Below are 16,320 nucleotides of genomic sequence, written 5' to 3'. Positions count from 1 at the left end.
TGACAAAGTGCGGTAAAATTTTTACCGCACTTTTTTGTTATATTATTCTTGAAAATTGCTGACGTTTTGCTGCTTCACGTGAGTAAGTATCAAAACACAAACAGATGTTACGAATTAATAGCCTTCCTTTTGGCGAAACTTGGAGACCCGTATGAGTGAGTTTGATGAGCTCATCATCGATTAATGGTTTTAATAGTGCTAAATCTTCGGCAAAGTGAGTGGCAAACGGAACGTTATATTGCGCCTCGATCGGTGAGAAATCGAGTTTAAAGTTACAAATTAATTGTTTAATAACATCACGACGTAAGCAGTCTTCTTGTGTTAATGCTAAACCTTTATGTAGAGCATTGCCTTGTTCTTCAATGAGGGCATAATAGCGCTTTAAGTCTTTTTCATTCTGTGCGTAGGTATCACCCAATAAGCTAATAGAAGACACACCAAGCCCTAATAAATCACATTCTTCTTGCGTTGTGTAGCCTTGAAAGTTTCGGTGCAATACGCCTTGGTCCTGCGCAATGGCAAGTTCATCATGGGGTTTAGCAAAGTGATCCATACCAATAAATTTATAACCTGCATTACCTAGTGTTTCGATCGTTTTTTGCAAAATGGTTAGTTTTGTTTCTGGCGCGGGCAGTTGATATTCTTTAATTTTTGCTTGCCCAGGTACGCGACTTGGTAAATGTGCATAATTAAACACACTTAATCGATCTGGATTGAGTGCAATTACTTTTTCAAGGGTGAACATAAAACTTTCTACAGTCTGTAATGGCAAACCATAGATTAAATCAAGGTTAGTTGATTGAAAGCCTAATTCTCTAGCGTGATCTAACAATGCATGAATAAAATCTTCATCTTGTTCACGGTTTACTGCTTTTTGCACATCTTTATTAAAGTCTTGTACACCCATGCTCATGCGGTTAAAACCAAGGTGACGTAAATGATCAAGCATAGAAAGTTCAATTCTACGAGGATCGATTTCAATTGAAATTTCAGCTGTCTCAGATACTGTAAAATGTTTTTTTAGCATTGCCATTAAACGAGCTGATTGGGTTTCACTCAGATAGGTGGGTGTACCGCCACCCCAGTGAATTTGGGTAACGAGACGATGTTTAAATAATGCTGAGCGTGCACTAATTTCTTTTTCAAGGTAATCTAAATAAATATCAGCCTTATGTTGATGGCGAGTGATCACTTTATTACAGGCACAGAAATAGCAGAGCTGGTGGCAAAAAGGAATGTGAACGTATAAAGAGAGCGGACGATTTGGATAGCGTTTTACGGCGGCTTCAAAATCTTGCTCAGTATAATTTTCATTAAATTCTAGGGCTGTAGGATAGGAGGTATAACGCGGGCCTGATTGATTGTATTTTTGAATAAGTGCGCTATCCCAAATAATTTCTGACATTAAATCACTCCAATCTGTTTAATATCGTCTAAAAACTGACGTAATTCTTCTTTAATTTCGTGTTCAAATTTGGCTTCGGCTCTTTCACGTGCTAAATCTAAACGCATTCTTTCTTTTTTTTCTAATTGTTTACGAGTATCATGAGTTGGCATGTTACGTACGATTTCGTGTAATTGCGCCATACTGGGGTATGGAGTAAGCGTTTTACCAAAGGGCATTAATAACATGGTAAGGCGAATTACACCCTCTGAGTGATTACATTCGCCAGACTGCATTGCTCGAGCAATGATTTCAATACTTTCCTTTAAGCGGGCTTCCCTTATCGCTTTGGATTTAGCTATCATAATGTTTTGTTGTTTTAGCTGTTTTAGTAAACGAATTGTATATCCACTTAACCCTAGAACAACAATAAGTGCAACAATACTTAAAATAATGATCCAAATCATAGATTATCTAAATTGATTAATATCAATACGTTCAAAAGTGCGGTATAAATCATCTTCGTTTTCGTCTTCCTCTTCGATGCCTAGTTCTTCCATTAATTCGGCAATTCTTTCGAGACATTCATCCACAAATTGTTGATCTGCTTTGGTAATTGCTTTACCTTCATCTAAGGCATCTAATAATTCATTCAGAATCTCATTATTTTCAAGCTTTTCAAGCTCTTGCATTGGATCTAACTTTTTCACCTGTTTTACGACAGGAATCGTTTGTCCTTTTTCTGGCTTATTAACAAATTCCACAATTAATGGTACTTTTTTCTTGCTACCAATTTTAGGATCTTTAATTTCTTGTTGGATTTTGTTCGTTTTATCTTCTATTGCGCTATGACGAGAACCTGATGCTAAACCTTTATGTTTTCGTTTTTTCTTATCTTCACGTGCTTTGGCATCTAATTCATAACGTGTGAGTTTTTTTCCAGGACGAGAGTTGGAGATTTCGGGTTTCTTATCCGCTTTACGGATTGGCATAACATCAGTGATGCGACGTGTTTTTTTCTTACGAGCCATTCATAGTTCCTTTTTATAAAATTTTGTGGATTGTATCATTTTCATGTCTAAATTTATAGGCAAATAAAAAACGGAAGCACGTCACTTCCGTTTTTCTTTATCAGTAAAAACTGATTACAATTATAACAATCCACCTTGTCCTAATGCGGGATCAGTATCACGAGCTTTTAATGCATCTTCTACTGTTAATCCTAATGCTTTTGCAACACCAGCGCCGTATGCAGGATCACACCAGTGACAATTACGGATATGACGGTATTTGATGAAGTCAGGCGCATCCCCCATTGCCGCTGCAGTATTATTAAATAATGCTTGTTTTTGTTCAGCATTCATTAAGTTAAATAATGCACGAGGTTGGCTGAAGTAGTCATTATCATCTTGGCGATAATCCCAGAATGCAGCATCACCATTGATACGAAGAGGTGGTTCTGCAAAATCAGGTTGTTGTTGCCATTGGTTGAAGCTGTTTGGTTCATAGTGTGGTAAGCTTCCGTAGTTACCATCAACACGACCTTGACCATCGCGTTGGTTGCTATGAACTGGGCAACGTGGACGGTTTACTGGAATTTGACGGTAGTTCACACCTAAACGGTAACGTTGTGCATCCGCATAGTTAAATAAACGAGCTTGTAACATTCTGTCAGGACTTGCACCGATACCTGGAACTAAGTTGCTTGGTGCAAAAGCAGATTGCTCTACATCAGCAAAGAAGTTTTCTGGGTTACGATTAAGTTCAAATTCACCTACTTCAATTAATGGATAATCTTTTTTCGGCCATACTTTTGTTAAGTCAAATGGGTGGTAAGGCACTTTTTCAGCATCAGCTTCAGGCATGATCTGTACAAATAGTTTCCATTTAGGGAAGTCACCGCGTTCAATTGCTTCATATAAATCACGTTGGTGGCTTTCACGATCATTGGCGATGATTGCAGCAGCTTCTGCATCGGTTAAATTTTTGATACCTTGTTGAGTATGGAAGTGGAATTTAACCCAGAAGCGTTCACCAGCTTCATTCCAGAAACTATAAGTATGTGAACCATAACCATGCATATGACGATAGCTTGCTGGAATACCACGCTCGCTCATTACAATGGTAACTTGATGTAACGCTTCCGGCAATAATGTCCAGAAATCCCAGTTGTTCGTTGCTGAACGCATATTAGTGCGAGGATCGCGTTTTACCGCTTTGTTTAAGTCTGGGAATTTACGAGGATCACGTAAGAAGAATACCGGAGTGTTGTTACCCACTAAGTCCCAGTTACCTTCTTCAGTATAGAATTTTAATGCAAAACCACGAATATCACGTTCAGCATCTGCTGCACCTCGTTCTCCCGCAACAGTGGTAAAGCGCGCGAACATTTCTGTTTTTTTGCCAACTTCACTGAAAATTTTTGCACGAGTATATTTAGTAATATCGTGTGTGACAGTAAAGGTACCAAAAGCACCAGAACCTTTTGCGTGCATACGGCGCTCAGGAATTACTTCACGAACAAAATCTGCTAGTTTTTCATTTAACCATAAATCTTGTGCAAGTAATGGGCCGCGAGGTCCTGCTGTTAAGCTGTTTTGGTTATCGGCAACAGGGGCACCGTTACCCATGGTAAGATTAGAGCCACTTAAATGTGAAAAAGGGCATTGAGAACTCATAGAATACTCCTTGTAAAGTAAATAATCGTTTGGTTGAAATAAATTTCTTGGGTATCATACAAAAAGGTTTTGACGATTGAAATCTATTGAATCAATTCAAAAAAACTATTTTAAACTTTATCTATATTGAGTTCCTTTTGATAAAGTTTCATAATGAAGCATTTCGATCTTTCATAGCGTTTAAAGATTAGCTTTAAATTTTTTTAATGAGTTAATTTTGAGCGCGATTCCTAATTTAGGATTAATTTATGGCTGAAATTAAACAATCTGATATTCCTAATCAGGCAAAACGTAAAAAAAGTCTCGGTATTTTTATCGTTATTTTACTTATTTTAAGTATCACTTGTACTTTGTATTGGTTTTTCTTCTTGAAGGATTTTGAAGAAACAGAAGATGCTTATGTGGGTGGAAATCAAGTAATGGTGTCATCACAAGTTGCGGGCAATGTAGCGAAGATTAATGCGGACAATATGGATAAAGTCCATGCAGGTGATATTCTAGTTGAATTGGATGATACGAATGCAAAACTTAGTTTCGAACAGGCCAAAAGCAATCTCGCCAATGCTGTGCGTCAGGTAGAACAGCTCGGTTTTACTGTGCAGCAATTGCAATCGGCTGTACACGCTAATGAAATTTCTTTAGCTCAAGCACAAGGCAATTTGGCGCGCCGAGTTCAACTTGAAAAAATGGGCGCGATTGATAAAGAATCTTTCCAACACGCAAAAGAAGCCGTCGAGCTTTCTAAAGCAAATTTAAATTCCTCTAGAAATCAATTAGCTGCTAATCAGGCTTTATTGAGTAAGGTTCCATTACGTCAACAACCGCAAATACAGAACGCAATGAGTTCACTGAAACAGGCTTGGTTGAATTTACAACGTACAAAAATTAGAAGCCCAATTGATGGCTATGTGGCTCGTCGTAATGCTCAGGTTGGGCAAGCCGTTTCAGTCGGTGGCGCATTAATGGCAGTGGTATCTAATGAACAAATGTGGTTAGAAGCTAACTTCAAAGAAACCCAATTAACGAATATGCGCATTGGCCAGCCGGTGAAAATTCATTTTGATTTATACGGTAAAAATAAAGAATTTGATGGCGTGATAAATGGCATTGAAATGGGGACTGGCAATGCGTTTTCTCTTTTGCCTTCACAAAATGCTACGGGTAACTGGATTAAAGTGGTGCAACGTGTGCCTGTGCGAATTAAATTAGATCCACAACAATTTGCTGAAACCCCATTACGAATTGGTCTTTCTGCAACGGCAAAAGTAAGAATTGCAGATTCATCTGGCCCAATGTTGCGAGAAAAAGCAGAACCGAAAACTTTATTTGCTACTGATACACTTAAATATGATGAAAGTGCGGTAGAAGATTTGATTGAATCTATCATTCAGCAAAACAGCCATTAAGGCGGCGTTATGGAAAATTCCGCAAAAAAATTTCCGCCAATTCAAGGTGGCGCCTTGATTTTATTGACGCTGGCTTTATCTCTCGCCACCTTTATGCAAGTATTAGATTCTACGATTGCAAATGTGGCGATTCCTACTATTGCGGGCGATCTTGGCGCATCTTTTAGTCAAGGTACGTGGGTAATTACTTCTTTTGGTGTGGCAAATGCGATTTCTATTCCAATAACGGGTTGGTTAGCAAAACGTTTTGGCGAAGTGCGGTTATTTTTAGTCTCAACTTTTTTATTCGTTGTTTCTTCTTGGCTTTGTGGGATTGCGGATAGCCTTGAAGCATTAATTATTTACCGAGTCATTCAAGGTGCAGTCGCAGGCCCGGTGATCCCTCTTTCGCAAAGTTTATTATTAAATAATTATCCACCAGAAAAACGAGGAATGGCATTGGCATTTTGGTCAATGACTATTGTTGTTGCTCCTATTTTTGGCCCAATTTTAGGCGGATGGATTAGTGATAATATCCATTGGGGATGGATCTTCTTTATCAATGTTCCGATTGGTTTATTAGTTGTGCTAATCAGCTGGAAGATTTTGGGGAACCGAGAAAGTGAAATTATTCATCAACCTATTGATAAAGTCGGTTTAGTTTTACTTGTCTTAGGTGTGGGATGTTTACAATTAATGCTTGATCAGGGCCGAGAGCAAGATTGGTTTAATTCTAATGAAATCATTATATTAGCTGTTGTTGCTGTCGTTTGTCTGATTGCCTTGGTTATTTGGGAATTGACAGATGATAATCCTGTAGTAGATATTTCGCTTTTCCATTCTCGTAATTTTAGCGTAGGGTGTTTATGTACCAGTTTAGCCTTTTTGATTTATTTAGGTTCTGTGGTATTAATTCCGCTCTTGCTACAACAAGTCTTCCATTACACCGCGACGTGGGCTGGGCTTGCGGCTTCCCCAGTTGGATTATTCCCAATTTTGCTTTCACCGATTATTGGGCGTTTCGGTTATAAGATTGATATGCGAGTTTTAGTGACGATAAGTTTTATTGTATATGCAATAACATTTTATTGGCGAGCGGTGACTTTCGAGCCATCAATGACTTTTGCTGATGTGGCTTTACCACAATTAGTGCAAGGTTTAGCGGTAGCCTGTTTCTTTATGCCACTTACCACGATAACCTTGTCTGGTTTACCTGCGCATAAAATGGCTTCCGCCTCTAGCTTGTTTAACTTTTTGAGAACTTTGGCAGGTTCAGTAGGGACATCTCTAACCACATTTATGTGGTATAACCGTGAAGCTGTTCACCATACTCAATTAACAGAACACATTAATCCTTATAACCCAATTTCCCAAAGTTTTTACCATCAAATGAATCAATTTGGTTTAAGTGATACCCAAACTTCAGCTTACCTCGCTCAACAAATAACATCGCAAGGATTTATTATTGGTGCAAATGAAATATTTTGGCTATCAGCTATGGGATTCTTAGGATTGTTTATTGTGATTTGGTTTGCAAAACCACCTTTTGGCGGTCGTCATTAGTATCATATTATTCAAAATTTGAATGATTTAACCTCAAAATGTATCAATGTAAACGTTGTTGACATTAAAACAGGATTAGGAGTAGATTAGGTCAAATAATAATCATAAATATAAAGGATTATTTTTATGCCTGCTAAGCCTCTGTACTACGCCCATTCTGCACAAGACGAACTCAGCAATCTTTTACCTTACGAACATTGGCAAACCTTACAAAGCCATTCGGTAAATGTTGGCGAAATGGCGTCGGAGTTTGCTCAGGTATTTGGTGCGCAGGAAATTGCCTGCCAGACGGGACAGCTGCATGATTTGGGGAAATATTCAGAAGCCTTTAATCACCGATTACATGGTGGCCCCTCAGTCGATCACGCTACTGCCGGCGCAAAAATTGCAGTCGAACGCTGGGGAAATGTGATCGGCAAACTAATGGCGTTTTGCATCGCGGGGCATCATGCCGGGTTGGCAAATGGAAACGGTGAAGGCGATAACCGCCGCACGTTAAAGGATCGTTTGGCGTTGCAATTTGGTGCAGATATTCCCGCCCTCGATAACCTGTGGCAACAAGAAATCAAGCTCCCTCAAAACCTGTCCGCCCCGCCACTCAAAGCCAACGCGCATCATCCTTTTTTCTCCTACGCCTTCTTCACCCGAATGCTCTATTCCTGCTTGGTGGATGCCGATTATCTTGATACCGAAGCCTTTTATTCAAACCTAGAAAACAAAGCCGCCAAGCGCGGCGGCTATCCCGATTTAAACGCCTTACAACATAATTTCAATCAATTTATCAACGATTTCAGACGGCGTATCGCACAAGCTCCAGCGCAAACTGAAGCCGAAAAACGCAACGCCTCCTTAAACCGCCTGCGCAGCGAAATTCTTGATTACGCCGTAGAACAAGCGGCACAACCGCAAGGATTGTTCACGCTCACCGTACCGACCGGCGGCAAAACCTTCACTTCCATGGCGTTTGTGCTGGAACACGCCAAACGGCACGGTATGCAGCGCGTGATTTACGTCATCCCGTTCACCAACATCATCGAACAAAATGCCGCCGAATTCCGCAAAGCCTTTGGCGAATTAGGCGAACAAGCCGTGTTGGAACACCACAGCACCTTTGACGACGGCAAACTGCAAAATAAGGCCACCAAAGACAAATTGTGCCTTGCCCGAACTTACTACCCAAGCAGCCCTGATGCGCTTGACTGCCGACAGCTTTTCGATTTCTCAACACCTCAAGCTATTTATATGACTTGTTCGTTAAATTTTGCACGTTTTAAATTTGGAGAATAGATGTGAATTTCGACTATATAGCCCATGTCCGCAAAGCAGACGGGCAGCCTCAATGTTTACAAACGCATCTAACGGAAACTGCCGAGATCGCCAAATTATTGGCAGCTAAGCTGGATTTAGATCAGGCGGGCGAGTTGCTCGGCCTCATGCATGATTTCGGTAAATATTCCCGAAAATTCCAAAATATATCCACGATGAAACGGGTTTGTTTAATCCCGATTTGGATGATGAGGAAAGTACGCCTAACGGCAGTAAAGTGGATCATTCCACCGCTGGTGCGCAATGGGTTTACCGAGAATTGAGAAAGTTTGGTGCAGCACAGGGCATCGGCGAATTTTTCGGACAAATGCCGGGTTTATGCATTGCCTCACACACGGCGAAGGCTTAATTGACTGTTGTTTCCTGTTTAGTTGTCTGATTGATGCCGACCGTATCAACAGTTCGGATTTTGAACGGGAGGCGCCAAAAGAAATCCGTCGCTTGACGGAAAACCTGATTGGCAAACGGCGATTGATCAATTGGAAACCAAATTAGCAGGTTTTGAAAACCGTTATCCCATTGATGGAATCCGCCGTCGGATTTCAGGCGACTGCCTAAAAAGAGCGGTCGATTTTCAAGGTATTTATACACTGACTGTGCTGACCGGCGGCGGCAAAACATTGGCTAGCCTGCGCTACGCTCTACACCATGCGCAAAAGCATAATCTTGATCGCATTATCTACATCATTCCCTACACTTCCATCATCGACCAAAATGCCCAAGCCGTACGCGAAATTCTCGGCGAAAATTGGGTGCTGGAACATCATTCCAATTTAGAACCTGAAAAACAAAGCTGGCAGGATAAACTGCTGTCTGAAAACTGGGATAAACCTATTGTCTTTACCACCATGGTGCAGTTCTTGGATGCTTGGTTCGGTGGCTGTACACGCGGTGCACGCCATATTCACCCGATGACAAATAGTGTCTTGATTTTCGATGAAATCCAAACCCTGCCGATAAAATGCGTGCATTTGTTTTGCAACGTATTGAACTGGTTGACGACATTTGGCAAAAGCACGGTAGTTTTATGCACGGCAACGCAGCCTCTTCTCGGTGAATTGGGTGTACAGAATTTCCCTGAAGGCAAGAGGGGAACCATTATCGCTCGTGGTTTATTAAAGCTGCCTGAAAAACTGCAACTGCATTTTTATCGTATTTTGTGAAAAATTATCAACAAAATTGGTTGCATATTGATTGTTCAGCGACTTATCGTAAATCGGGTAGTGATTTATGGGCTGTTGGGGCAACAGGGATTGGTGTGCAAACTTTAGCAAATTTAATGTTATCAAAATCATTGAAGTAAGGAGATATGATGACAGAAAGAATTTTTTGCTCCTTTAGTCGATTATATGATGTCTTCACCGATAGTGGTGTCCGTTTTTGAAAAAGAAAATGCAGTGAAAGATTACCGCACTTTGATTGGTACAACGAATCCAGAAACTGCACCAGAAGGTACAATTCGTAAAGATTTTGCATTAAGTCAGCGTGAGAATTCGGTTCATGGTTCGGATAGTGTGGAAAGTGCAAATCGTGAAATTGCCTATTTCTTTACTGATTCTGAAATTTTTGAGCGTTGATGCTTAACTTATAAAAAGTGATATACATTAAAGGCTAATGCAATTTTGAATTTAAATTGATTTAGTCTCACTAGGCGCCATTTATATAAATTTTATCGGATTCAGGATTCAGTATCTTGAATCTATAAATGTATAAATGGCGTTTTAGCATTATTAGAACGTTAGTTTTAATTATAGTTATAAGCACTTCCCGTATTAAATTAAGAGGTAGATTCCGATATACTGAATATAAACTGTAATTGTTATGAAGCTTTCTCATATGAAATACCTTTCTTTCTCATTTCTTTTACTTGCTACTTCACCTGTGGTTTTAGCAGACAATTTGACTCAATCATTTCAACAAACTAAACAGCAATTCAATGAATTTCAATCTTTGAATCAAAATCGTTGGATTCAACAACATTCTTTTCAATCTGCTACTCAACAATCAAAAAATGATTCTCTTTCAAAAGCTTGTTTAAATTATCAAGGCATTCAATTTAAGGGCGTGACACTTGTTAAGGCAGACCACTTATTACCAAAGAAAGAAGAGTGCATAAATGAGGAAAGACTTAATCAACTTAGTCAGCAGCTTACACAGGAATATATTGATAAGGGATATATTCATAATCCATTCCAATTTGAAGATGATCACTCAGGTTTCTTAACTTTGCATGTTTTTGAAGGAAAAACTGCAGCATTAGAAAGTGATGATAAGCAACTTAATTTAAATCAATTGTTACCAAATGTTTTGGGTAAACCACTTAAAGTGCAAGATCTTGATCAAGCACTTGACCAAGCGAATCGTATACCTGGAAACAATGTGACCGTTGATGTTTTACCCGCTAAAAATGGTGAAATAAAATTAGCTTTTAATAATCAGGTAACTTCTCGTATTTCAGGCTCTATGGGTATAGATGATCGAGCATCAAAAAATTATGGACGTTGGCAAGCACGTGCTGCTGTGAACATTGGAAATCCGTTTGGTTTATCCGATACGTTATATTTAAGTGGAGCACATACTTTAAAATCCCATTATCAATTTAACCGCTCTTTGTTACTTCATTATTCTTTACCATACGGATATTGGACATTTAGTAGTTTTGCATCCTCCTCACAATTTAAATCACCTTTAATACTGGAAAACTTTTCTTTACAGCAAAATGGTCGTACTGTTCAAGCTGGAATTTCAGCTGAATATGTTTTCCATCGAGGAGCAAACCATATATCCACATTTTCTACCCAATTTGAAAAACTCAATAGTAAGAACCGTCTTGAAGACGTAGTGTTGGCATTACAAAGTCCAAAACTTTCTAGTATTTCTGTCGGTATCAATCATCTTCAATTATTTGAAAATGGAAACTTAGTTGTCGATATTCGTTATGAACAAGGAAAAAATAAAGCAGAGGAGCAACCTGAATCTCAATTTAAACGTTGGAACTTGGATCTGAAATTTAATCGTTATCAAGCATTAGGTAGCGAAACTTTCCGTCACTCTCATCAGCTCACTGGGCAGTATGGTTCGCATTATTTACCATCGGTAAAACAAGAGGATTTAACAGGGTATAATCGTGTTCGTGGTCTAAATGATGTAAATCTATCAGCTGAAAAAAATCTTGTATCACATAACGATATTGCTTGGATCAAGCAAACGAAAATAGGAACATTTTCGCCTTATTTGGGGTTCGATTTAGGCGTACAGAAATCTGTTGATGAAGATCAACGTGAAAAAGCACTTGCTTATGCGATAGGATTAAATTGGTCTCGTAAAGCATTTCAAGCAAATCTTGAATGGGCAACTGGACGATTATTTGGTAAATCAGATGGCGTAAAGCAAGAACGTTTTATTTCAACGAATTTTGTCTATTTGTTCTGATGTAATCAATAAAAAATCTTAATCCTGTGATACAGATCACGTTTTCTAGATTTTAAATACTGGTCGAACTTCTCTGATTTTGTTTTAATACAAACACTTCTCATAACTAGCAAGAGGCACTGTAGCCATACATGAGTGTCTCTTGAATTCTTTTTCATTTTAGAGGTAATAATATGTCTAAATTTTACTCATTAAGTAAAATTTCTCTCGCCATTACATTAAGTATTGCAGGGCAGTCAGCTTTCGCTGATATTAATGTTGCAGACAGTAACACTCAAGTTAGTAAAAAACAAAATATTGAAATCATCAATATTGCCAATCCAAGTAATTCAGGGCTTTCTCATAACCGATATAATAAATTTAACGTAGAGCAAGCGGGCGCTGTTTTAAACAATGCGCGTCAAAATGGAAAATCCCAACTTGCTGGAGATCTTAATGCTAACCCAAATCTCAAAACTCAATCTGCAAAAGTTATCCTTAATGAAGTGATTAGTCGTAATCCTTCTAAAATTGCCGGTAAACAAGAAGTTTTTGGGGATAAGGCTGATTATGTACTAGCTAACCCAAATGGTATTAGCGTTGAAGGTGGTGGTTTTATAAATACACCTAGAGCTTCTTTAGTCGTTGGTAAACCTCAAGTATCGACTGGAAATTTAAATGGTTATGATGTTACTGGTGATAAGGGATTGAATACCAATGGCAAAATTACAACAAGTGGTGATATTGATTTAATTGCACCGCAAGTAAATGTTGCAGGTCAAATCACAACAAGTGAAGGGGTAAATGTGATTGCGGGTAAAAATAAAATTACTCGAGAAGATAACGGTACACTAAAAATCACTACAACAGAAAAAACAGGGCAAGTATTAGATGGGCGAGTGGTTGGTAGTATTCAAGCTGGCAGAATTCGTATTCATTCCGCTGATGATCGAGCCACAATTACAGCTCAAGCAACAGAGCTAAGCGCAAAAGAAATTAGTATTACCGCCGGTAAAGCCAATATAAATGGAAAAGTAAGTCGTGGAGATGGTTATAGTTCAGGTAAATCTGGCAAAGTAGGAACCGTTAATGTTCGTGAAGAACGCAGTGGTACCTCTGAAAATTATCAAGCGACACATATTAAAGCAGATAAACTCAATATTAATGTTATTAATCAATTGAATATTAATGGTGCTGATATTCAAGCTAAAACTAGCCAAATCAATGGTGGTGGCGTTCATTTAGGTTCAGAAAAAACAGTTGTTGCGAATAAATCCAGCACGTTTCAAAGTAAAGGTGGTTGGTATCGTAATGAATTGGATAGCAACAGAATAGAAACTACTCACCGTACGACTATCTCAAGCGACAATATCAATATAGTTGCTACAAAAGGTAAAGTGACAACTGAAGGCGCAAAACTTTCAGCAAAAACAACCGCACTTTATGGGGAGCAAGGTATAACTTTACGTGGAGCAAGTGCTACTCAGTCTCAAGCAGCTTATGCTGATTTTAAAAATGAAACGGCTCGTTTAAAAACGGGCACGAGCAATCAAGATAGTCATATTCAACGTTATACAGCAACTGAAATTTCAACACAAGATGACCTTGTTTTAGGTGGCAAAGGCGATGTTAATCTTATCGGCGTGGTTGCGAAGGTTGATGGAGCATTATTAGCTAAAAATGAAGGAAATTTAGCTTTTAATGCAGAAAAAACAACGGAACATTACAGCTTAAATGACCATATGCGTTTCTGGGGAGGCTTGGCAGGTTCTAAAACTGTGGGGACAGGGAGAAACGCTGAGATTATTCATGGCTCAGATCTCACAGTAAGAGGTGATGCTGTATTAGATGCGAAAATAGGCGTCCATATTACTGGTAGCCGAGTGGTGACTGGTGGTAATGGTATTGTAAAAGGAAATGCAGGTTCCTTAACTATTGATAGTGCTCACGCAAATAAAACTTCGAGTGATTATGCTCGTCAGGGGACGATTTTTGATATAACTAAAGCTCGTAAAAGCAGCTATGAACATACTTCCACTGCACGTGGTTCAACACTTAAATCAGAGTCAAACCTACAGCTTTCCACTAATAAAAATGTCAGTATTATAGGCTCAAATGTTCAATCTGCTGGTTTATTAGATATTGCTGCGAAAAGTGGTATCGAGATTAAAGGTGCGACTAATCATATTGAAAAATTTTCAAATGAAGCAGGCTTCAGTCTTTTTGGTGGATTTGATAGTTTAAAAACTACATTCCAGCATGGACATTTAACAGCGAACTTAAATATAGATAACAGTAAAGGTAAACCAAGTGTTGATTCTGATGCTGAAATCAGTATTGATAAAAAGCCTGATGCTGTAAAAGCAGAAGGCAAATTCCATGTAGGTTTGCATGCGTATAACAATAGTCAAAATAGCCAAGCTACGACGCATACTGCCTCAACATTAAAAGGTGGGGACGTCTCTTTAACTGGAAAAAAAGTGGTGATTTCTGGTAGTGAAGTTGCCGCAGCAAAAGGTAATTTAGCTATTCAAGCTGATCACATCACTACGAAAGCAGATTCCAACGAATCCATCAAAAATAGTGTAAAAAACGAGGTGAATATCGGTTTAAGTGGTACTGTAACAGAAAGTAAAGTTAGTGCTACTTTAGGTTCAAGCGTGAATCATTCACTTAATTCATCTGTAGATAATAAAGCGCAAGTGAGTAAGCTTTCCGCTGTAAATAATGTTCAACTTAATGCAAATCGTATTGAGCACCAAGGTACACAAATACAGGCTAATGGAAATATTCAAGAAAATGCCAAACAGATTGTTCATTCTACCGCACAGGATAGCCATAATGGTTTCGGCAATAATGTGAATGTAGGAGTAACAGTTTCAGCCAGCATTGATAATAAAAAAGCATTTAGCGTTCAAGCAGATCTTTCTGCAAAAGGTGGGCGTGAAACATCCTCAAGTGTTACTCATCATGCTTCAGCATTGCAAGCGGGTAAAAATGTGGATGTAACGGCAAATCATATTCAAGATAATGCAACGAAATATAATGTTGGTGAAACGGCTCAATTTAACTCACAAAATCATCAACTTGTTGCTGTCGCTAATCAAGCTTCAACAGACAAAATGAATGCTGGAGCAAGTGTTGGTGTTTCGGCTAATACGACTGATTTTCAACGTTTTAATGTATCCGCTAATGTTGGCGCAAATTACAATCAATCAAGTAATCATGAAAGCAATTCAGTACAAGGTTCTGTTAATGCTAAAAATATAAACATCAACACAGGTAAATTAAATAGCCAAGCAAATATTCATGGAAAAGAAAACGTGAATATTAATGCTCAAACTGCACAATTTAATCAAGCAACAAACAGTAAGAACCAATCTGGTGGTGGTTTTGATGCTAAGTTAGGCGTCGGAGCTATGGTTGTACCGTCGGCGGGGGCAGCAGTACCATCTATTGATGTAAGTGTGTCTGCAAATGGTAACCAAGGTAATCAAAGCCAAGCAGTAACAGGCTCTATTTCTGGTAAAAACGTGAATGTCCAAACCCAAGGCGTGCTAAGTTTGCAAGGAACGAATGTACAGGCTACAGAAAATGCCAATTTATCTGGTAAGCGAGTAAATATCACCGCAGGCAATAATCATAATCAAAATACGGCAGCAACTGTTGGGTTAGGTGTAAATATTGGTGCTGATGTATCTAATGTTGGCTTTAATGCGAATGTTGGTGTGAATGTTGGTAATAGCCAAACCCATACTGGCGTTTCAGTAAATGGCAAGAATGTGAATATTACCGCACAGAATGGGGTGAATTTACAAGGTGTAAATTCTCAATCTCAAAACCTTAACTTAAATGCAGGTAAAGGTAATTTATCACTTACAGCAGCAAAAGATAATGTGAACAAAACCGATGTATCCGTAGGATTAAAATTAGGTGGAGGTGTTAGTGAGCAAAAATGGATGCCATCATCTGGTAGTGGAAATTTATCAGTAAATGTTATTCGTAATGAAACTCATACGGAAACCGCTATGAATACCAATACAGCGACAATTAATGCTGGTGGTAACGCTAAATTTGTGGGTGGTTCAGTTAATGCAAATCATGTAAACGGTACAATTTCTGGGGATTCTCATACTGAACAACTAGCAAATAAGGTGAATGAAGTGAGTGTCAATCTTTCTGCTAATGGCAGTGGAAAACTCACTGTTCCAACAGCAGATAAATGGGCTGAAACAGCTAAAAAAGATTGGGATAATGGGACTATTGCTGGTGTGAAAGCAGAAGCAAAAGTTGAAGTTAATGCGAAAAAACAACAAACTGCAACTAATGCTGGGGTGAATGCTAAGCATAATCAGGTTGTAGTAAAAGGTGTCAAAACCCGCACTGAAATGAAAAATGCTCATAGCCGTCAACTTCATTTTAAAGTAGATGCTACAACACAAATTAAACAACGTGTCGAAAGCAAACTTCCAGAGAGTGTGAAACCAATAGTCAAACCTATACGAGGTCTCCACTTACAATTGGTAAAAAATAATAAGCCAAGTGTTAAAGTGCGGGTAAAACACTAGAAATT

11 protein-coding genes and 2 pseudogenes are annotated in these 16,320 nt (G+C 38.8%); 9 read left to right on the top strand and 4 right to left on the bottom strand.

Going from position 1 to position 16,320, the window contains the following annotated elements:
• Window positions 1-37: 37 nt before the first annotated feature.
• From hemN to KKW16_RS05140, 4 genes are all read right to left on the bottom strand, one after another.
• Complete coding sequence (gene hemN, locus KKW16_RS05155; RefSeq protein ID WP_048952717.1) at window positions 38-1,405, bottom strand: oxygen-independent coproporphyrinogen III oxidase; 1,368 nt, start codon at window positions 1,403-1,405, stop codon at window positions 38-40.
• The gene (locus KKW16_RS05150) at window positions 1,405-1,851 is read right to left on the bottom strand and encodes a DUF2489 domain-containing protein (RefSeq protein WP_048952718.1); all 447 of its coding nucleotides are present in this window, start codon (window positions 1,849-1,851) and stop codon (window positions 1,405-1,407) included. The genes hemN and KKW16_RS05150 overlap by 1 nt, the downstream gene beginning before the upstream one ends.
• A 3-nt stretch (window positions 1,852-1,854) precedes the next feature.
• Entirely contained in the window at window positions 1,855-2,415 is a 561-nt protein-coding gene (gene yihI / locus KKW16_RS05145) for a Der GTPase-activating protein YihI (protein ID WP_048952719.1), read from the bottom strand.
• 120 nt (window positions 2,416-2,535) lie between these two features.
• The gene (locus KKW16_RS05140; RefSeq protein WP_048952720.1) at window positions 2,536-4,062 is read right to left on the bottom strand and encodes a catalase; all 1,527 of its coding nucleotides are present in this window, start codon (window positions 4,060-4,062) and stop codon (window positions 2,536-2,538) included.
• 248 nt (window positions 4,063-4,310) lie between these two features.
• Between KKW16_RS05140 and KKW16_RS05135 the strand changes: the two genes are divergently transcribed.
• The 9 genes and pseudogenes from KKW16_RS05135 to KKW16_RS05100 all read left to right on the top strand — a co-directional run bounded on the left by KKW16_RS05135 (window position 4,311) and on the right by KKW16_RS05100 (window position 16,315).
• On the top strand, window positions 4,311-5,468 hold the full coding sequence (locus KKW16_RS05135; protein ID WP_215768006.1) for an EmrA/EmrK family multidrug efflux transporter periplasmic adaptor subunit: 1,158 nt from the start codon (window positions 4,311-4,313) through the stop codon (window positions 5,466-5,468).
• Window positions 5,469-5,477: 9 nt separating this feature from the next.
• Window positions 5,478-7,010, top strand: a complete 1,533-nt coding sequence (locus KKW16_RS05130) for a DHA2 family efflux MFS transporter permease subunit (RefSeq protein ID WP_215768005.1) — start codon at window positions 5,478-5,480, stop codon at window positions 7,008-7,010.
• 126 nt (window positions 7,011-7,136) lie between these two features.
• On the top strand, window positions 7,137-8,297 hold the full coding sequence (locus KKW16_RS05125) for a CRISPR-associated endonuclease Cas3'' (protein WP_226385908.1): 1,161 nt from the start codon (window positions 7,137-7,139) through the stop codon (window positions 8,295-8,297).
• Window positions 8,298-8,299: 2 nt separating this feature from the next.
• On the top strand, window positions 8,300-8,599 hold the full coding sequence (locus KKW16_RS09040) for an HD domain-containing protein (RefSeq protein WP_288144745.1): 300 nt from the start codon (window positions 8,300-8,302) through the stop codon (window positions 8,597-8,599).
• 333 nt (window positions 8,600-8,932) lie between these two features.
• On the top strand, window positions 8,933-9,499 hold the full coding sequence (locus KKW16_RS09035; RefSeq protein WP_353886248.1) for a CRISPR-associated helicase/endonuclease Cas3: 567 nt from the start codon (window positions 8,933-8,935) through the stop codon (window positions 9,497-9,499).
• A pseudogene (locus tag KKW16_RS05115) lies at window positions 9,469-9,639 on the top strand (aminopeptidase PepB); the annotation flags it as partial. The gene KKW16_RS09035 and the pseudogene KKW16_RS05115, both read left to right, overlap by 31 nt.
• A gap of 16 nt (window positions 9,640-9,655) precedes the next feature.
• A pseudogene (locus KKW16_RS05110) lies at window positions 9,656-9,913 on the top strand (nucleoside-diphosphate kinase); the annotation flags it as partial.
• A gap of 259 nt (window positions 9,914-10,172) precedes the next feature.
• The gene (locus tag KKW16_RS05105; RefSeq protein ID WP_048952724.1) at window positions 10,173-11,768 is read left to right on the top strand and encodes a ShlB/FhaC/HecB family hemolysin secretion/activation protein; all 1,596 of its coding nucleotides are present in this window, start codon (window positions 10,173-10,175) and stop codon (window positions 11,766-11,768) included.
• Window positions 11,769-11,941: 173 nt separating this feature from the next.
• Window positions 11,942-16,315, top strand: coding sequence for a two-partner secretion domain-containing protein (locus KKW16_RS05100; protein ID WP_215768004.1), 4,374 nt, complete (start codon window positions 11,942-11,944; stop codon window positions 16,313-16,315).
• The last annotated feature ends 5 nt before the right edge of the window (window positions 16,316-16,320 follow it).

Source organism: Haemophilus sp. SZY H8, assembly GCF_018829755.1.
GTDB classification, from domain to species: Bacteria; Pseudomonadota; Gammaproteobacteria; order Enterobacterales; family Pasteurellaceae; genus Haemophilus; species Haemophilus haemolyticus_K.
Note: the sequence above shows the minus strand (reverse complement) of the source record. Positions and strands in the feature narration are given on the sequence as shown.